The organism is Hymenobacter negativus, from assembly GCF_016056375.1.
Classification (GTDB): Bacteria; Bacteroidota; Bacteroidia; order Cytophagales; family Hymenobacteraceae; genus Hymenobacter; species Hymenobacter negativus_A.
In genome coordinates, this window is the sequence record NZ_JAEDAE010000004.1 from 56,409 (window position 1) to 75,236 (window position 18,828).

The following is an 18,828-nucleotide window of genomic DNA, read 5'->3' on the forward strand; positions in this document are numbered from 1 at the left end:
CATGCTGCCGATTCTCCTCTATCTGCTGAAGGCTAACGTGGCGCTGCTGCTGTTTGCGGCGGCGTATTTCGGGCTGCTGCGCCGGCTCACATTTTTCACCCTGAACCGGGCTTACCTGGTGTTTGCGCTGCTGTTTGCGGCGGTGTACCCGGCCCTGCCGATGCCGGCGCTGCTGCCGGCCGAGGCCACTCCCACCGTAGTCTTTGCGATGGTCGAAGCTACGGGGGCCGCTCCCGGTGCCGCTCCGGCGGTGCCCGTGGCCCCAGCGATAGATTGGGCCGCCGTGGGAGTGGCCTTGTACGCGGCAGGGGCAGCAGCGCTTCTGGCCCGGCTGCTGGTGCAGCTGCTGGCACTGGCGCGGCTGCGGCGGCGGGCGCGGCCGGCAGTAGTGCAGGGCCTACCGGTGCGGGTTTTGGATGAGCCAATTAGCCCGTTTTCCTTCTGGCAAACCATTTACCTGAACCCGGAGCAGCACGCCACGCTCGAGCTGGCCGCCGTGCTGCGCCACGAGCAGGTGCACGTGCGCCAGTGGCACACCCTGGACGTGCTGCTGGCCCACCTGGCACAGGCGGCGGCCTGGTGCAACCCGGCCGCGTGGCTGCTGCGCCGCGCCCTGCTCGACAACCTCGAATACCTGGCCGACGAGGCCGTGCTCGAAACCGGCCTCGTCGACCGCCGAGCCTACCAGTACAGTTTGCTGCGCCTTAGCCATGCCGCTGCAGCCCCTTCCCTTGTTACCTCTTTCACATTTCCAACCCTCAAAAACCGTGTTATCATGATGAACTCCCCTGCTTCCGCATTGGCCCAGACCGGGCGCTATTTGCTGGCCCTACCGCTGGCATTGGGCCTGGCACTGGGCGTGGGCGCGGCGCTGTCGCCCGCTGCTGCTGCGCCCTCAACCTTGGCCGCGCCCGGCCCGGCCGTGTACTACCTCGATGGCAAGCTGAGCGATAAGGCGACGGTGGATGCTCTAGACTCCAAAAGCATTGCCTACATCAACATGCTGAACGAAAAGCAGGCCCGCCAGGTGTTTGGCACGGCCAGTGGGGCGGTGGCCATCGTTGTCACTACCGCGAACCAGAACTCGGCCGCGGTGCTGGCACTCAAGAAGAAAGTGGATAAGGTAGCCCCTCTGATGCCGGCCACGCCTGAGCAAAAAGCCGCCATTGCCGCTGCCCAGGATTATCTGCAAAAGACCTACCCCAACGCCAAGGTAAATTTCATTGGCCCCGATGCTAAAGCCGGCACGGCCGCACCGCGCTACCGCGCCCAGTTTGAGGACGGCGGCCAGACCAAGATGCAATATTTCGACGCGAAAGGCCAGCCTGTAGGCACCGCCACCGCTGACAAGCCGGTGGGAGCCGTGGCTCCGGCCGCCCAGCCAGTGCCCTACCTGGCCGCGCCCGCCCTGGCCTACATCACTCAGCATTACCCCGCCGCCCGGCTGCTGGGCGTGACGGAGTTGAAAGCCCCCAACGGTAGTCCCTCGCGCTATCAGGCCCAGATTGTGATTGGCCGCCGGCCCGGCTATGTGCTGTTTGACGGCGCGGGCCAGTTCATTTCGGAATCGTACGCCAGTAGCGCGGCCCACTAACATTCCGAGCCATTGGCCTGATATCTTCTTCCAAAAGCCGCTTTCTTACCAAAGAAAGCGGCTTTTTGTTGTCGGGATGCAATCCTGGCAGCAATCCGCTTTCTTTAGGAGCTTTTTGCAGTAGTGTACATACTTCTTCTTTGCTCTTATGAATAACCAATACTTCGCGGCCGCCGCCCTGCTGGCCCTGGCCGGCTGCGCCGGCACCAAGCCCGCCGCCGTGACCACGGCCGCCGCCCCGGTATCCGCAGCAGCCCCGGCCCCCAAAGGCGTGGGCCTCGATATGGCCGACATCGACCGCGCGGTGAACCCGTGCGACGACTTCTTCCAGTTTTCGGGCGGCAACTGGCTGCGGAACAACCCCGTGCCGAGCTACGCCAGCAGCTGGGGGCCGCGTAACCTGCTGGGCAACCGCACCCAGGATTTGCTGCGCAAGATTCTGGAAGACGCGGCGGCCAACCGCAGCGCCGCTCCCGGCAGCAATGCCCAGAAGGTGGGCGACTTCTACGCCAGCGCCATGGACACGGTGGCCATTGACCGGGCCGGCCTGGCGCCACTGAAACCGGAATTGGACCGCGTGGCGGCCGTGCGCGACGCGGCTGGGCTGCGGGCCGAAATCGTGCGTTTGCAGGAGCTGGGGGCGGGTCCGTTTTTCCGGGCTGGGGTGGACGTGGACGAGAAGGAAACCACGAAGTACGCCGTGCAGATGAACCAGGGCGGCCTCACGCTGCCCAACCGCGACTTCTACTTCAAAACCGATGCCCGCACCGAGAAGGTGAAAGCCGCCTACCGCGCCTACATGCAGCAGGTGTTTGAGCTGCTAGGCACGGCCCCCGCGGTGGCCAAGGTGGACGCGGCTACCGTAGAGCGCATCGAAACGCGCCTGGCGAAGGCCTCGCGCACGCCCGTGGAGCTGCGCGACCCGCAGACCAACTACAACAAGCTGACCGTGGCCGCCGCCCAGCAGCGCTACCCCGTGCTCGACCCCAAGGCCATGCTGGCGGGCATGCAGCTCGGCAAGGCGCAGGAAATCATCATCGGCCAGCCGGCTTTCTTCGATGAGGTGAACGCGGTGCTGAAAACCGAGAGCCTGCCCGACCTTAAAACCTACCTGCGCTGGCACCTGGTGCGCTCGGTGGCGAGTGCGCTGCCCACGCCGTATGCAGAGGCGGCCTTCCGCTACAGCCAGGCCCAGACCGGGGCCAAGCAACAGGCCCCGCGCTGGAAACGCATTCAGGCGGCCACGGATGCCTACCTGGGCGAAGCGTTTGGGCAGCTATACGTGGACCATGCGTTTAGCCCTGAGGCCAAGGCGCGGGCGCTGGAGATGGTGGCCAACATCAAGGCCAGCATGGCTGAGCACATCAAGACCAACACTTGGATGAGCGCGCCCACCAAGACCGAGGCGCTGAAAAAGCTGAACGCCCTGCGCGTGAAAATCGGCTACCCTGACGTGTGGAAGGACTACTCGGCCCTGCCCATCTCGCGCGATTCGTACCTGAAAAACCTGCTGGCGGCCCGCCTCTGGGAGAGCCGGCGCGAGGCGGCCCACTTCGGCCAGCCCATCGACCGCAACGAGTGGGGCATGACGCCGCCCACCATCAACGCCTACTACAACCCGCCGATGAACGAAATCGTGTTTCCGGCCGGCTACCTGCAGCCTCCGTTCTTCGACCCCAAGGCCGACGACGCCATCAACTACGGGGCCATTGGCGGGGTGATGGGCCACGAAATGACCCACGGCTTCGACGACCAGGGCCGGCAGTACGACTCAGAGGGCAACCTGCGCGACTGGTGGACGCCGGCCGACGCGGCCGAGTTTACGAAGCGCGCCGCCGTGGTGGGCAAGCAGTACAGCGCCTTCTCGCCGCTGGACTCGGTGCACGTGAACGGCCAGCTTACGATGGGCGAAAACCTGGCCGACTTCGCCGGCCTGACGGTGGTGTACGGGGCCCTGGAAAAGCAGCTCCAGCAGCGCTACGGCAACGGCCCGCGCCCCAACTACGACGGTTTCACGCCCGAGCAGCGCTACTTCCTGAGCTGGGCCCAGCTGCGCCGCACCAACATCCGCCCCGAGGCCCTGCGCCAGCAAATTGCCACCGACCCACATTCGCCCGGCCAGTACCGCACCATCGGGCCCATCATGAACATGCCGCAGTTTCAGCAGGCCTTCGGCTGCCCCGAGGGCAGCAAAATGACCCGCAGCGCCACTGATAGGGCCGTAATCTGGTAGCCCGAACCGTAGCGCGGACTCTGCGAATCCGCGTCCCCGCGCCGCTTGATTATCCTTCGCAAAATAGCCCCGGTGTCCGCGCGCCGGGGCTTCTTTGTGTATATATCTTTACCCCTGGCCTTCTACCAACGGGCGGCCGTTCTTTCCTTTTCATGAAACACCTTTCCTCTTTCTTGCGCGGCAGCCTCCCAGCGGCGCTTTTGCTGCTCTTGTGGCTGGCCGGGCCGGCGGCGCGGGCCCAGGCCCCGGCCTGGCAGGTGGCAACCGCCCTATGCCAATGTCAAACCACGAGCGCCTCTTATTTATCCATTAGTGCCACTGCTACCGACGGGACTGGGAATCTATATTTGGCGGGCATTTTTCAGGGCACCATTAGCTTGGGCAATGCTACACTCATCAGCAGCAATGGCTCAGCCCTTACCCGTAGCGGTTTTGTAGCAAAATGGAATATTGCGACCAACCGCGTAGTGTGGGCACAGCAAACGAGCGGGCCAGTTGAGGAAACCATCACCGGCGTAGCCGTGCAGGGGACCAGTGTGTATGTCGTGGGCGAATTCAAAGGGGCAACGGCAACCCTTGGCTCTCTCCCGCTGCAGAACAACGGCGACCCGACGGGCTATTTCAGTGAGGTATTCGTAGCCAAGCTTACGGATAGCGGTACTTCCGGCAGCGTTGTATGGGCGAAAAGCGCGGGCTCGGCTGCGGATGATGCCGTGAGCGGGCTAGTGGTAAACGGCACTGGGGTGTACCTGGCTGGACGCTTTAATGGTCCGACGGCCAGTTTTGGCTCGACGGTGCTCGCCAATGCCGACGCCAACGGCTTCTCCTCCGACGTGTTTGTGGCCAAGCTCACGGATAGCGGGGCCACTAGCACCTTTAACTGGGCCCAACGGGCCGGTGGCAGCGGCAACGAATTGGTTGCACGGTTAGCATCGAATGGAACCAACCTATACGTCCTGGGCGGCTTCAATAGCAGCTCGGCTACCTTCGGTGCCTACACGCTGACCAAAACCAACGCCCCGGCCGCCAGCCTGTTTATCACCCGGCTGACCGATACTGGTTCCGGGCGCTTCGATTGGGCGCAGCAAGCCGACGTTGACAGCCAGCCGGCGGTGGCCATCAAAGGCTCCGATATCTACCTGGCAGGCGTTTTTGTTGGCACGGGAATCTTTGGCGCGACTTCGCTAGTCAGCGGCGGGGGCAGCGATATTTTCGTCGCCAAGTTAACCGACACGGGCACCGGTGCAGGCTTTGCGTGGGCTCAGCGGGCCGGTGGAACCGGCAACGACCGAGTATCGGCCGTAGCTGTGCAGGACCGTACCGTTTACATAACCGGCTATTTTGCGGGGGCTACAGCTGCCTTTGGCACTACCACGCTGGCAAATGCGAACGCCTCTACGAACGATGGATTTGTGGCGAGACTGATTGACGCGGGCACTGCACCCAGCTTCACCTGGGCTGACCGGTTTGGCAGCGCTGGGTACGACTACGGCGCGGTGCTCGCCCTAACGGGTCATACGGTAGCTATTGCGGGCGGCAGCGGCACCCCGGCCAGCTTTGGCAGCTTAGTTATTAGCAATACGACGTCGGCCAATATTGCCTTCCTCGCCTCCCTTACCGACCCCACCCTCACCGCCACCACCACCGCAACGGGCAGCCTGAGCTTCTCCCTCTCCCCTAACCCGGCCCGCACCGCCGCCACGCTCACCCTACCTGCCCTGCCCGGCACGGGCACGGCCACACTCACCCTGCGCGATGCCCTGGGCCGCACCCTGCGCACCCAAACCGTGGCCCTGCCCGCCGCCGGCCTGCGCCACCCGCTGGACCTACGCGGCCTGGCCCCCGGCATCTACGCCGTGCAGGTGCAGGCCGGCAGCACCGCAGCCACCCGCCGGCTCGTGGTGGAGTAGCGCTGCCTTAATTGCCCGTCGGGCTTGAATTTCAATTAAATCGCCGGACCTTTGTTTGCTGATTTGGCAGCTATTAGCCGCATTCGGGTCCTTATTATCAAAAAGCCCCGGTGCCCGGCACTGGGGCTTTTTTGCGCCCCAACTTTACCCGATATGCTACGTATTGGCGTGCATATCTCTTACGAAAATGAAATACGTTATCAATTTTATCTCACGCAGCTGCCGGGCGGGTGCCCTGTTGCTGGCCGGGTGGTTGTCGGCCCCGATGGCCCAGGCCCAAACCCCTGCCCCGCTCTGGCAGTCGGCCCTGGTAGTAGGCGGCGGCAGCTCCAACTTATCCATTAAAAGCACGACTTCCAACCTCGGCGGCGACCTGTACGTGGCGGGGTCTTTCTCCGGCATTGTCACCATTGGCGGCACTACCATGATTAGCGCCGGCGGTACCGATGGCTTCGTGGCCAAGTGGAGCCCGACTACCAACGCTTTTGTGTGGGCCTACCGCTTCGGCGGCTCCGACCTCGACCAGGTAACGGCCGTGGCCCTGAGCGGCACCCGCGTGTACGTGGCCGGCACCTTCATCAGCCCCACCGCCGCCTTCGGCAGCACCAACCTCACCAACTACGGCAGCGCCACCTCCATCACCACCGATGCCTTCGTGGCGCGCCTCACCGATGCCGGCTCCTCGGCTACTGTCGACTGGGCGCAGCAGTTCGGCGGCTCCAGCCAGGACGTAGCCAACACCCTAGCTGTGGCCGGCAACAGCGTGTTTGTGGGCGGGCAGTTTGCCAGTGCCACGGCGCAATTCGGCAGTGTTTCGCAGGCCAGTTCCAATGCCGGCGTTGGTTACGACGGCTTCGTGGTTAAGCTGACCGATGGCCCCACCAGCGCCACGGTTAGCTGGGTGCAGGCCATCACGGGCTCGGGCAGCAAGTATGTTAATGCCCTGGCCCTGAACGGAGCCAGCGTGTACGCCACTGGCTCTATTGGGGGCCCAAACGCTACTTTTGGCACCACCACCGTCCCCAACGGCGGGGCCTCTAACGCCTTCCTGGCCAAGCTCAATGATGCCGGCAGCAGCAGCACCTGGCAGTGGGCCCTGCGGGCCAACGGCTCGGGGAGCGACCAAAGCAATGCTCTGGTCGTGAACGGTCCCGTCATCTACATTGCCGGCACCATGTCGAGCACGGCCCTGGTGATGGGCAGCCACACCATTGCCAACGCCGGCCCCAACGGCACTACTGATGCCTTCGTGGCCGCGGTGCAGGATGCCGGTAGCACCGCCGTCTGGAGTTGGGCTCGCCAGGCTGGTGGCACCGCCGATGACAAAGGCACTGGCCTGGCCCTCTACGGCACCAGCGGCGTGTATCTGGCGGGCAGCTTTGCCAGCAGCACGGTCACCATCGGTGGCACCACGCTGGCGGCCGGCAGCGGCGGCGCGCTGGTGGCACGTCTCAGCGATGACGGTCCTTCTGCCACGGTGGACTGGTCGCAGCGCGGCGGCAGCGTCACCAACACCATGGCCTCGTGCCTGACCATGAGTGGCACCCGTATGTACATGACCGGCAGCTTCCAAAACACTGCCACCTTTGGCAGCCAAACGCTCAACAGCTCCTCGGCCGGGTCGTCAACTAACTTCCTGGCCCACCTCGTCGACCCTGCCGCCCTTACCACCACGGCCACCACTTCGGCCTTGAGCAGCTCGGATTTCGCGCTCTACCCTAACCCCGCCCACGGCACTTCCACGCTCACGCTGCCCGCCCTGCCCGGCACCGCCGCGGCCACTCTCACCCTGCGCGATGCAATGGGCCGGGCCCTCCGCACCCTTACCGTGACTCTGCCCACCACCGGCCTGCGCCACGAGATGAGCCTAGCCGGACTACCCGCCGGCGTCTACGCCGTGCAGGTGCAAGCGGGCCAGAACACGGCCGCCCGCCGGCTGGTGGTGGAGTAATAAAAAGCTGTCATTGCGAGCACAGCGCGGCAATCCGCCCTGTCAAAACCCGTCATTTTCTTATACCAGAAAGCCCCGGCACCACACAGTACCGGGGCTTTTCACGTCCGAAGGCTAATCACGTTGCACAGAACGGATTGCCGCGCTGCGTTCGCAATGACAGAGCTACGCCCCGACAAACCACTACCCTTCCATCACCTTGTTCTGGCGGTTAATGGACTCCAGATGCACGGCGGCCAGGTACTGCTCCACAAACTCGCGGGTTAGGCCTACGGACGCGCCCTGACGCTGGGCGCGTTCCAGTACCTCGTTCCAACGGCTGGTCTGAAGGATGGTGATGTCGTTTTCCTTCTTGTAAAGGCCGATTTTCTCGGCCACGGCCATGCGGCGGCCCAGCAGCTGCATTATCTCGGCATCGAGCTGGTTGATTTGCTCACGCAGGCCCGCGAGGGCGGTGAGGAACTCGCGCTGGTCGGTGGTTTCGTGCCGCCACACCAAGTCCTGAATCAGGTCGCGCAGCACCTCCGGGGTGATTTGCTGCCGGGCGTCGCTCCAGGCGTGGTCGGGGTCGATGTGGCTTTCCAGCATGTTGCCATCGAAGCCCAGGTTGAGGGCCTGCTGGGCCACGCCAAACAGCGTATCGCGCCGGCCGCAGATGTGGCTGGGGTCGCAGAGCAGCGGCATCTCGGGCATCCGGCGCTTCATTTCGATGGGCAGGTGCCACATCGGCGCGTTGCGGAAGTCGGTATTGCCGTAGCTCGAAAAGCCCCGGTGAATGAGGCCCACGTGCGTGAGGCCGGCCTTTTGCAGGCGCTCCACGGCCCCCACCCACAGCTCCAGCTCGGGGTGAATGGGGTTTTTCACCAGCACCGGCACGTCAACGCCGCGCAGCACGTTGGCAATTTCCTGCACCGAAAACGGGTTGCCCGTGGTGCGCGCCCCCACCCACAGAATGTCAACGCCGAAGGCCAGGCAGTCTTCCACGTGCTTGGCCGTGGCCACTTCCACGGCAATGGGCAGGCCGGTCAGCTCGCTGGCTTTCTTGAGCCAGGGCAGCCCCCGGGTGCCCACGCCCTCGAAGCCGCCCGGCTTGGTTCTGGGCTTCCAGATGCCGGCGCGCAGGGCCTGCACCTTGCCGGTAGCGGCCAGCCGCTGGCAGGTTTCAAGCACCTGCTCTTCCGTCTCGGCCGAGCACGGCCCGGCGATGAGGTAGGGCTTGTCGTCGGGCTGGCGGTTGAACAGGGCGGATTTCATGGTTGGGTTCATGGTAGTTGCTTTTTTGATTGTTGATTTTTAATTCTCGCCTGTCATCCTGAGCAGAGTGAAGGGCCTTGTCACGGCTGAACAGCTTGCAGTAATTCAATCAGTGCAACCATGATAAGGCCCTTCGCTCCGTTCAGGATGACAGATGGGGCATGCCGTCACGGCAGAATCTTCCGAATGTGGTTAGCCTGCCGAATCTGCTCGGCCAGCCCGTCGTAATCCTCCCGCGCCAGCAGTCCGCGCAGGTGTTGCAATTGATGCAAATGCTCATCGAGCACGTCGAGCACGTTGAGCCGGTTTTGCCGAAAAATGGGTACCCACGTAGCCGGCGCACTCTTCGCCAGCCGCACCGTCGATTCAAAGCCGCCGCTGGCCAAATCGAAGATGCGCTGCTCCTCCTTCTCCTTTTCCAGCACCGTGAGCGCCAGCGCAAACGAGGTGATGTGCGAGATGTGCGACACATAGGCCGTGTGCACGTCGTGGTCGGCCCCATTCAGATACAGCAGTCGCATGGGAAGCGCCTGAAACAGCTTCTCAACCAGCTGCACGGCCTCGGCATCGCTGTGCTCCACGTCGCACAGCACCACCGTTTTCCCCTCAAACAAGCCCAAAACGGCCGCTTCCGGCCCCGAGTGTTCGGTACCGGCCATAGGGTGCGCGGCCACAAAGCGGCCCCGGCGCGGGTGCCCGGCCACGGCTGCCAGCAGCGCCTGCTTGGTCGAGCCCACGTCGATAACTACCTGCTGCGGCGTGACGATATCGAGCACCGGCGGCAGCACGGCCACCATGGCATCTACGGGCACGGCCACTACCACGAGTTCGGCGCGGCGCACGGCCGCCGTCAGGTCAGTTTCGATTTCATCGACCAGCCCCAGCTCCAATGCGCGGCGGGCATGGGCCGGGCTGCTTTCTACGCCAATGAGGTGCTGCGCCAGGCCGTGCTGCCGCAGGCTGAGTGCCAGCGAGCCGCCGATAAGGCCTAATCCGATTACGGTAACATTCATGATTTGACAGACTGAACAGTAGTTTGAATGCGCTTCAGCGCTTCCCGCAGCAGCGCTTCCGGCTGGCATAGGCTGGCGCGGATGTAGCCGTTGCCGTTGCTCCCGAAAATGCCGCCCGGCGTGAGGAAAACCCGCGCTTCGGCCAGCACGGCATCGCTCAGAGCGTAGCCATCGGCGAAACCGGCCGGCACCGCCGCCCAGATGAACAAGCCCGTCTGGCCCGGCGCGGGCGCGCAACCCAGGGCGCGCAGCAGCTCCAGCACCAGCTCGCGGCGGGCGCGGTAGGCGGCGTTTAGCTCCCGGAACCAGTCGTCGCCCAGCGCCAGGGCCGCTACCGCCGCCTGCTGCACCGGCAGAAACATGCCCGAATCCATGTTGCTCTTGAAGCGGAGCACGGCGGCAATGACATCGGCGCGGCCGGCCAGCAGGCCCACGCGCCAGCCCGCCATGTTGTGGCTCTTGCTGAGCGAGTTCAGCTCGATGGCCACTTCGCGCGCTCCGGGCACGGCCAGCAGGCTCACGGGCGGCGTTTCGTTGAGGATGAAGCCGTAGGGGTTGTCGTGCACCAGCAGAATATCATGGACCTTCGCAAAGGCCACCAGGCGCGTGAGAAACGGCAAATCGGCGGCCGTGCCGGTGGGCATGTGTGGGTAGTTCACCAGCATGAGCTTCACGCCAGAGAGGTCGGTTTGGGCCAGCGCATCGAGGTCGGGCAGCCAGCCGGTGGCTGCCGTCAGGTTGTACTCGCGCACCTCGGCCCCGCAGATTTCGGCCACGGCCCGGTACGTCGGGTAGCCGGGGTTGGGGATGAGCACGGCGTCGCCCGCTTCCAGAAACGTCATGCCGATGTGCATCAGGCCTTCTTTTGAGCCCAGCAGCGGCAGGATTTCCATGGCCGGGTCCAGCGCCACGCCGTAGTGGCGCTGGTAGAAATCGGCCATCGCGCCGCGCAGGGCCGGCGTGCCCTGGTAGCTCTGGTAGCCGTGCGCGCAGGGCTGCGCCGCCGAAGCAGCCAGCGCCGCAGTCACGCTGGGGTGCGGCGGCAAATCAGGACTGCCGATGCCCAGGCTGATAATACTAGCTCCGGCCGCGTTGAGGGCAGCCAGCTCGCGCAGCTTGCGCGAGAAGTAGTATTCGCCCGTGTGGGCCAGGCGGCTGGCAATTGAGATATTCATGGTAGCAGGTTGAAGTTGTTGAGCAAACTCCCCTCCTTACCAAGGAGGGGATGTTTTCGCGCCAGCGAAAACGGGGGTGGTTTTGGCATTGGGTTCCTTTGCGGTCGTCAAACAGTAGTGCTGAATTCGTTCGGGCCTCGTCCAGCGCCCTAACCACCCCAGCCGGCGCTTCGCACCAGCGTCCCCTCCTTGGTAAGGAGGGGAGTTTCCTCCCCGGTCGCCTCGGCCATGCGGCCGCGCCGGTAGGCTCCCAGCACCCGCAGCTCCTCCGTCACGGCTTCCAAATCCCGCCGCAACGCCTCCAGCTGGTTTATTTCATCGAATTCGACATCGGCGTGGAAGCCGTAGTGCCAGGCCCCTGCCGGGGTACGAGCATGTCCCGGTCGGGGGCACGACTGTAGTTTGCTTAGATTCAGCCCCAGCGCGGCCACGCGGGTGAGCACGGCGGCCAGGCTGCCCGGCGCGTGCGGCGCGCAGAAATAGAGTGATGCCTTATCGGCCTGCGGGTCAGCGGTGGCCGTTTCGGCACGCTCCAACACCAGGAAACGGGTGTAGTTGTGCGGGTCGTCGTGAATGGCGGGGGCCAGGATTTGGAGGCCGAACTGCTCGGCGGCCTGGGCGCCGGCTACTACGGCCACGCCGGGAGTGTGCTGCTCGGCCAGGAGCTGGGCACTGTGGCCGGTGTCATCGGTTTCTACCAGCTTCCAGTGTGGGTGGCGGTCCAGAAACTCGCCGCACTGGCGCAGGGCCATGGGGTGCGAGTGCACGGCCTGCACCTCCGCCAGCGTAGTACCGGGCAGCGCCAGCAAGTGCTGATGGATGGGCAGGTACACCTCGCCGGTCACGCGCACGGCGTGGCGCTCCAGCAGCAGGTAGTTGGGCAGGATGCTGCCGGCCAATGAGTTTTCCATGGCCATCAGGCCGGCTTCGGCGGTGCCGTTCACCACGTGCGCCACCACCGCGCCGAAGGTGGCGCAGGGCAGCAGCGCCGGCTGCGCCCCGAAATACCGGCGGGCCGCGACTTCGTGGAAACTTCCCTGGAAACCCTGAATAGAAACGTGCTGAGGCATGATAGGCGAGATTAATGGGCAATAAAAAAGGGCCTCCGCGATGCGGTGGCCCTGGGTTTGTTGGCAGGCAGTGCGCTGGTTAGCACTGGCAACAAAGGGCCGCCTTCTTCGGGTAGAAGAAGTAATAGCCGTAATAAAAAAAGACGTTTTGCAGGGTGGTCATCGAAAAACCGGACATCAAAAAAGCGCCTCCCGAAGAACGAGCGGCGCTGAAGAAGTTTGTGGAGTTAGCTACAAACGGCGGCTCGTTCTACGCGGTGGCGTAGAAGGTATAATAGCCAAAAAAGTAGCGCGTCTGGAGCATCATTGGGTGTGTTTGCGGCTGCAAGGTAGGGATGGATTGAGGAAAAGCAAATTTTAAGTACCTGTCATCCTGAGCGCAGCGAAGGACCTTATCGCCGCTGAACGAGCAGTTAAACGTGATAATGTCATTCGTTACGCTCAGGATGACAGAGAACTTTCGTCACAACCCAAACGCCCTAAAATGGGTTTATCCAGCTTCGCATCTTCTTGGCATCCCGTTTATGATTAAGCTTTTTGAACCCCTCGCCCTGCGCAGCGTCATTCTGAAAAACCGCATCGTGGTATCGCCCATGTGCCAGTACAGCGCCGAAGACGGCTTTGCCAACGACTGGCACCTGGTGCACCTGGGCAGCCGGGCCGTGGGCGGGGCCAGCCTCATTATTCAGGAGGCCACGGCTGTGTCGCCGGAGGGCCGCATCAGCCCCGAAGACCTCGGCATCTGGAAAGATGAGCATGTGCCCATGCTTCAGCGCATCAACGCCTTCATCGCGGCGCAGGGCAGTGTGCCCGGCGTGCAGCTGGCCCACGCCGGCCGCAAGGCCAGCACCTTCCGGCCGTGGTCGGGCGAGGGTGTGGTGGCCGAAAGCGACGGCGGCTGGCCGGTAGTCGGCCCCACCGATGTGCCATTCAACGACAACTACCCGGTGCCGACGGCCCTCGATGCAAATGGCATTCGGAAGGTGGTGGACGATTTCCGGACGGCGGCCGGGCGGGCGCTGGAGGCGGGCTTCAAGGTGATTGAGCTGCACGGAGCGCACGGCTACCTGCTGCACCAGTTTCTGTCGCCGCTGAGCAACCAGCGCACCGATGAGTACGGTGGCACGTTTGAAAACCGCATCCGCCTGCTGCTGGAGGTGGTGGCCGCCACCCGCGAGGTGTGGCCCGAGAACTTGCCGCTCATTGTGCGCCTCTCGGCCACGGACTGGACCGAAGGCGGCTGGAACGCCGACGACACAGTACAGCTTTCGGCCATGCTCAAGGTGCGCGGTGTGGATTTGATTGACTGCTCCACGGGCGGCAACGTGCCGAAAGCGCCCATCCCCGTGGGCCCTGGCTACCAGGTGCAATTCGCCGAGCGCATTAAGGAAGAAACCGGGATTCTGACCGGCGCGGTGGGCCTCATCACCACGCCGGCCGAGGCCGAAGCCATTGTGGCCAGCGGCCAGGCCGACATCGTGTTGCTGGCGCGGGAGTTTCTGCGCGAGCCGTACTTCCCGCTCTTCGCGGCGCAGGACTTGGGGGCAGAGGTGCAGTGGCCGGCGCAGTACGAGCGCGCCAGGCCGCACGTGCACACGGCGGCGGGCCCGCGATAGAGACGCAATATTTTGCGTCTCGTCGTAAGAGGCCGTTGAGTACGCTTGCCGCACAACGACGAGACGCAATTATGCGTCGCTACGCACCCATTTTGCGGTTACCAGCAGCTGGCCCAAGTGGCGCGTAGTGTGCTCGGCCGCGTGCATCAGCAGGCCGATGACGGTAGAAGGCAGCTGCGCCCGGCCCACGCCGCGCGCTTCCGGCAGCGTAGCTTCCTCAGTGCCGCAAAGCTGCGCCAACGCCCTATCAACCTGTGCGCTGAAGCGCTGAACTAACTTCTGCACCGTATCCGCCTCAATTGCCAGCGGCGGATTCTCAGCAGCCAAAGCGGCTAGCTGATTCTCCGAAAGCGCCTCGCCCCGGGCATAGGTAAAAATTCGGTCGAGCACACCGGCTAAGTGCTGCAAATGGAAGCCCACCGAGGCCACGCCGCCGGGCCGCTCGTTGAGCAGCGCGGGCGGAAAATCCTGCATGGCGGCGGTCAGCTCTTCGCGGGCCTGCAGCAGAGCGTGGGCCACGGGCTGGAGCAGCGGCGGCATGTCGGGCAACGGGCCGCGCAGCCAGACTTCGCGGGTTTCGGGTGGCGGGGCGGATGGGAACGTTGGGCTACTCATTGGGTGTACGGTAGTTGGAGCGGCTGCGTAGGCCGTACTTTTGTGATTATGTCAGGAATTAACGATGCGCTGCGCGCTGCGGCCGACCAGTTCGGCACCCCTCTTTACGTGTACAATGCGGCCACCATCACGGGGCAGTATCAAAAACTGGTACGCGCCTTCGCGGGCCACAAAACCCGGTTTTTCTACGCGTGCAAGGCACTTAGCAACGTGGCCATCCTGCGCCACATCCACAGCCTGGGCTCGGGGCTCGACTGCGTGAGCATCAACGAAGTACGCCTAGGGTTGCACGTAGGCTTCGCGCCGGACGACATTCTGTTCACGCCCAACAGCGTGACGTTTGAAGAGTTGGTGGAAGCCAAGGAGTTGGGCGTGAATCTGAACATCGACAACATCTCGCTGCTGGAGCGGTTCGGGGCCACGTTTGGCGGCTCCTACCCGGTGTGCGTGCGCCTGAACCCCCACATTGAGGCGGGCGGCAACTACAAGATTCAAACCGGCCACATCGACTCCAAGTTTGGCATTTCGATTCACCAGATGCGCCACCTGGAGCGGGTGGTGAAGGGCACTGGCCTGCACGTGCGCGGCCTGCACATGCACACTGGCTCCGAAATCAAGGACGTGGGCGTGTTCCTGCGCTCGCTCGAAATCCTGTTCGACGCCGCCGGCCGTTTCCCCGACCTCGACTTTCTGGACTTGGGTTCGGGCTTCAAAGTGCCCTACAAGCCCGGCGACCCCGAAACCGACGTGGCCACGCTGGGCAAGCAGGTGGCCGAGGCGTTCAAAACCTTCGAGCAGGAATACGGCCGGCCACTGGAATGCTGGTTTGAGCCCGGCAAGTATCTGGTGAGCGAATCAGGCTACCTGCTGGTGAATGTGGCCGTGGTGAAGCAAACCACCGCCACCGTGTTTGCGGGCGTGAACTCGGGCTTCAACCACCTCATCCGGCCCATGTTCTACGACAGCTACCACCACATCAGCAACCTCACCAACCCCAAGGGTTCGGAGCGCCTGTACACGGTGGTGGGCAACATCTGCGAGACGGACACTTTCGCTTGGGACCGGTTGCTGCCCGAAATCCACGAAAACGACCTGCTGGCCTTCCACAACGCCGGGGCCTATGGCTTCGAGATGAGCAGCAGCTTCAACTCGCGCACCCGCCCCGCCGAAGTGCTACTCACCGAGGCCGGCGAGCTGCGCCTCATCCGCAAGCGCCAGACGTTTGAGGACCTGCTGACCGGGCAGGTGGACGTGGCAGCCGAGGTGCCCGCGCAAGCCGAGTAACCGTCATTTAGGGCCAAAAAGAAAGCCGCCGTACTGAGTACGGCGGCTTTCTTTTTGGCCCATGCTTTAGATTTTCAGCCTTATCCAAAGCCCTATAATCTATTTTGGACTGCGGTACTTATTTATGCTCCGTCAACCAAGCTATGGCCTCGGCTTCTACTTCGAAAGTGCGGTAGGTATGCGGTAATTCCCGCGAAGCCATGATAAACTGATTGGTAGCCAGGCGGGCAAACACGTTGTGCGCCACCAGAATAGCGCCGAAGCGGTAGCCGTTTTCTCGCACGGTGCGGGGTAGCCATTCGTTGGTCATCCAATCCTGCTCTGCTGGGTTGAAAGGAGACATTTCGCGCTGGTCAACCAGCATTTTGCTCCATTGCCGACGGCTCAGTGCCTGGGCCGTGTGCGTGAGCAAGGCCCGAAACTGGACTGCGTCGCGGGTTCCGGCGCGGTATTCCAAGCGGATGTAGCTGGCAGGCTCTTCCCAAACGCGCCCTGCGCTATTTTCAAAATACAGAGAACGACTGGGTACAAGCATCAACTGATTACAAACAAGACAACGACCTTTTGCCTTGGCAGCCGACGCAAGGCAGCGGCGGCGTAGCAGGTCGCACGCCTCAACCACTAACCCACGGTGGAGGTTATAAACCCCACGCTTTTTTTACGCTTAGCCATTCCAGCTCCCGAACGCGCCGCGCTGGTAGTCGCGGTAGGCTTGCCGAATCTCGGCGTCGGTGTTCATCACAAATGGCCCCGCCGACACCACGGGCTCGCCAAACGGCTGGGCGTGCCCCAGCAGCAGCACGCTCGCCTCATGGGCGGCAATGGTTAGCTCGTCGCCGTCGTGGTTGAATTCAACCAGTTGCAGGGCCTTGGTTTCGGTGTCGTTCACGCGCAGGGTGCCGCGCACGGTATAGAAGAAAATATTGCGCGCCGCCGCAATGGGCAGCGTCACGCGGCTGCCAGCCGGCAGTTCCAGCCAGGCCAGGGCCACATCGGCCAGCGGCTGCACGGCCCCGGCGGTGCCCGCCCACTCGCCCGATACGGCGTGAATAACCACGCCGTCGGCCAGCGTCACGGCCGGAATCTCGTCTTTTTGCAGACCGATGTAGCGCGGGGCCGTCATCTTATCCTTGGCGGGCAGGTTCACCCACAGCTGCAGAATTTCGAGTGGCCCACCGTGAGCCTTAAAATTATCAGAAGAAATCTCGGCGTGAATCAGGCCGCTGCCAGCCGTCATCCACTGAATGCCGCCGGCTTCAATCACGCTTTCGTGTCCGCTGCTGTCCTTGTGCAGGATATCGCCTTCGAGAATAAACGTTACCGTTTCGAAGCCCCGGTGCGGGTGCGGACCGAAGGGCAGACCCCGGTTGTTGGGCCGGTACACCTGCGGGCCGTGGTGGTTCAGAAACAGAAATGGGTCGATGTACTCAACCGAATTGGTGGGCAGGGCGCGGCAGGTGGTGAGGTCGGCAATGGGCGCGCTCACAGCGCGGTGCTGCTGCTTGATGGTGCGCATGGCAAAGGGAATTCTCGTTGACAGGTTAAGGCATAAACAAAACGTCATGCTGAGCGCCGCCGAAGCAGCTCTTAGCATGACCGTTGAGTAAGCCGGACTACATGGCTAAAGTTTAGGCCTCCTCCTTCGGAGCTTCGCCCCGGAAAGCGTCCAGCTTGGCCACGGCGGGCAGCTTCACGGGCTTGTTTTCGCGAGCCGACTGGTAGATGGCTTCCATAATGCGCTGGTCCTGCAAGCCTTCCTCGCCGGGGGTGTAGGGCGTTTTGTTTTGGTGCACACACTCGGCCATGTGGTCCATTTCAAGGGCAAACTGGTCTTTGCCGGGGTCGTTCGGCGTTTCCTTCATCTGCTTGCCGTCGGGCGCGTGAATGCGCTCCTGGTGCAGGCCGTGGTAGGGAAAAGCCGGGTCCATTTTAATGCTGCCGGTTTCGGCGTACACCGTGTAGCTCTTGTTGTTGAAAGAGCCGTAACCCGTCATGCACTGCGAAATCACGCCACTGGGAAAGCGCAGCGTAAAGCTCACGTTCTCTTCTATTTCCTTGAACCGGTCGTCGCCCGGCGTACTATAAATCTGGGCCGAAACCTCGGTTGGCTCCTCGCCCAGCAAAAAGCGCGTGGTGTTGAGGCAGTACAGGCCCACGTCGGGCAGGGAGCCGCCGCCGGCCAGGGCTTTTTTGTGCCGCCACTGCTGGTCGTGAGCCTGGTTTTGGGTGTTCATCATCTGCAGCATTTTGGTGGCGCCGTAGGTTTTGTCGCGCACCAGTTTCTGCGCCTGGCGGTTCAGCGGCTCGTACTGAATGCGGTAGGCAATCATGAGTTTTTTGCCGGCCTTTTTGCAGGCCTCAATCATTTCCTCGCACTCTTTCACCGAGTTGGCCATCGGCTTTTCGCAGAGAATGTGCTTGCCGGCTTTCGCGCCCCGAATGGTGAATTCGTGGTGCATGGAATTGGGCAGCACGATGTAAATCACCTCCACTTCGGGGTTGTCCTTTATTTTGTCGTAGGTCTGGTACGAGTAGCAGCTGCTGGCCTTGATGCCGTACTGCTTGGCCACTTTGGCCATTTTGTCGGCGTCGCCGCTCACCAGGGCCACCGGCTTGGCGTGCTTGCTTTTGCCGAAGGCGGGCAGAATCTCATTGAGCGTGAGGTGGCCCAGGCCCACCAGCGCGTAGCCCACGCGGCGGTCGGGCGCGTCGGGGTTGAAGGGCTCGGCGCCTTTGGGGTCGGTGGGCGCTTCCAAGGGCGGCAGCTTGATGTCGAGCGGGCCGGTGACGGGCGGCGCAGCGGCTTCAACCGCTTTGTGGGCTTCGGCTGCGGCAATGGGCAGGGCACTGGCTACGCCCACGGCCAGCAGCCCCCGCCCGGCGTGGTTGATAAAATGGCGGCGCGACTCATCGTAGCCGTTTTCGGCTTCGGCGCTGTAGGCGGTATTGAAAGCAGTATTTTCCTGGAACATGGTTTTTGGCGGCGAAAGGCAGGGATTTAGTGTCAGCAACTCTGCTTACGTGCCCAGCCCAACTCATAGTTGCCGCGCGCCGCTACATGGTCGAGCTTAGTGACCCGGTTTTGCGCAACCGATTCCAACTACCAAAACCCT

The 18,828-nt window shown here is 63.0% G+C and carries 14 protein-coding genes; 6 read left to right on the forward strand and 8 right to left on the reverse strand.

What is annotated here, in order from left to right; all coding sequences use genetic code 11:
• Window position 1: 1 nt before the first annotated feature.
• The 4 genes from I7X13_RS10855 to I7X13_RS10870 all read left to right on the forward strand — a co-directional run bounded on the left by I7X13_RS10855 (window position 2) and on the right by I7X13_RS10870 (window position 7,688).
• Window positions 2-1,594, forward strand: a complete 1,593-nt coding sequence (locus tag I7X13_RS10855) for a M56 family metallopeptidase (protein WP_198075510.1) — start codon at window positions 2-4, stop codon at window positions 1,592-1,594.
• 148 nt (window positions 1,595-1,742) lie between these two features.
• A complete protein-coding gene (locus I7X13_RS10860) occupies window positions 1,743-3,827 on the forward strand; it encodes a M13 family metallopeptidase (RefSeq protein WP_198075511.1) in 2,085 nt (694 codons plus the stop codon).
• A 152-nt stretch (window positions 3,828-3,979) separates the two neighbouring features.
• Window positions 3,980-5,737, forward strand: a complete 1,758-nt coding sequence (locus I7X13_RS10865) for a T9SS type A sorting domain-containing protein (protein WP_198075512.1) — start codon at window positions 3,980-3,982, stop codon at window positions 5,735-5,737.
• A gap of 187 nt (window positions 5,738-5,924) precedes the next feature.
• The gene (locus I7X13_RS10870) at window positions 5,925-7,688 is read left to right on the forward strand and encodes a T9SS type A sorting domain-containing protein (protein ID WP_198075513.1); all 1,764 of its coding nucleotides are present in this window, start codon (window positions 5,925-5,927) and stop codon (window positions 7,686-7,688) included.
• A 183-nt stretch (window positions 7,689-7,871) separates the two neighbouring features.
• On the opposite strand, the gene I7X13_RS10875 is transcribed toward I7X13_RS10870, so the two are convergent.
• The 4 genes from I7X13_RS10875 to I7X13_RS10890 form a co-directional block, all read right to left on the reverse strand.
• On the reverse strand, window positions 7,872-8,942 hold the full coding sequence (locus I7X13_RS10875; RefSeq protein WP_198075514.1) for a chorismate mutase: 1,071 nt from the start codon (window positions 8,940-8,942) through the stop codon (window positions 7,872-7,874).
• Window positions 8,943-9,109: 167 nt separating this feature from the next.
• Window positions 9,110-9,955: a prephenate dehydrogenase gene (locus tag I7X13_RS10880; RefSeq protein ID WP_198075515.1), complete on the reverse strand. Its 846-nt coding sequence runs from the start codon at window positions 9,953-9,955 to the stop codon at window positions 9,110-9,112.
• Entirely contained in the window at window positions 9,952-11,130 is a 1,179-nt protein-coding gene (locus tag I7X13_RS10885; protein WP_198075516.1) for a pyridoxal phosphate-dependent aminotransferase, read from the reverse strand. The genes I7X13_RS10880 and I7X13_RS10885 overlap by 4 nt, the downstream gene beginning before the upstream one ends.
• 149 nt (window positions 11,131-11,279) lie before the next feature.
• The gene (locus I7X13_RS10890) at window positions 11,280-12,200 is read right to left on the reverse strand and encodes a prephenate dehydratase (protein ID WP_198075517.1); all 921 of its coding nucleotides are present in this window, start codon (window positions 12,198-12,200) and stop codon (window positions 11,280-11,282) included.
• Window positions 12,201-12,724: 524 nt separating this feature from the next.
• On the opposite strand from I7X13_RS10890, the gene I7X13_RS10895 reads away from it, so the two are divergent.
• Window positions 12,725-13,816: an NADH:flavin oxidoreductase/NADH oxidase gene (locus tag I7X13_RS10895; protein ID WP_198069277.1), complete on the forward strand. Its 1,092-nt coding sequence runs from the start codon at window positions 12,725-12,727 to the stop codon at window positions 13,814-13,816.
• A 69-nt stretch (window positions 13,817-13,885) separates the two neighbouring features.
• Here I7X13_RS10895 and I7X13_RS10900 read toward each other — a convergent pair whose 3' ends face one another.
• Window positions 13,886-14,431: a DinB family protein gene (locus I7X13_RS10900; protein ID WP_198075518.1), complete on the reverse strand. Its 546-nt coding sequence runs from the start codon at window positions 14,429-14,431 to the stop codon at window positions 13,886-13,888.
• A gap of 48 nt (window positions 14,432-14,479) precedes the next feature.
• On the opposite strand from I7X13_RS10900, the gene lysA reads away from it, so the two are divergent.
• A complete protein-coding gene (lysA, locus tag I7X13_RS10905) occupies window positions 14,480-15,715 on the forward strand; it encodes a diaminopimelate decarboxylase (RefSeq protein WP_198075519.1) in 1,236 nt (411 codons plus the stop codon).
• 118 nt (window positions 15,716-15,833) lie between these two features.
• On the opposite strand, the gene I7X13_RS10910 is transcribed toward lysA, so the two are convergent.
• From I7X13_RS10910 to I7X13_RS10920, 3 genes are all read right to left on the reverse strand, one after another.
• Window positions 15,834-16,172, reverse strand: a complete 339-nt coding sequence (locus I7X13_RS10910; protein ID WP_198075520.1) for a hypothetical protein — start codon at window positions 16,170-16,172, stop codon at window positions 15,834-15,836.
• Between the two features lie 207 nt (window positions 16,173-16,379).
• Window positions 16,380-17,231, reverse strand: a complete 852-nt coding sequence (locus tag I7X13_RS10915) for a pirin family protein (protein ID WP_198075521.1) — start codon at window positions 17,229-17,231, stop codon at window positions 16,380-16,382.
• Between the two features lie 112 nt (window positions 17,232-17,343).
• Window positions 17,344-18,687: a Gfo/Idh/MocA family protein gene (locus I7X13_RS10920; protein ID WP_198075522.1), complete on the reverse strand. Its 1,344-nt coding sequence runs from the start codon at window positions 18,685-18,687 to the stop codon at window positions 17,344-17,346.
• Window positions 18,688-18,828 lie beyond the last annotated feature (141 nt).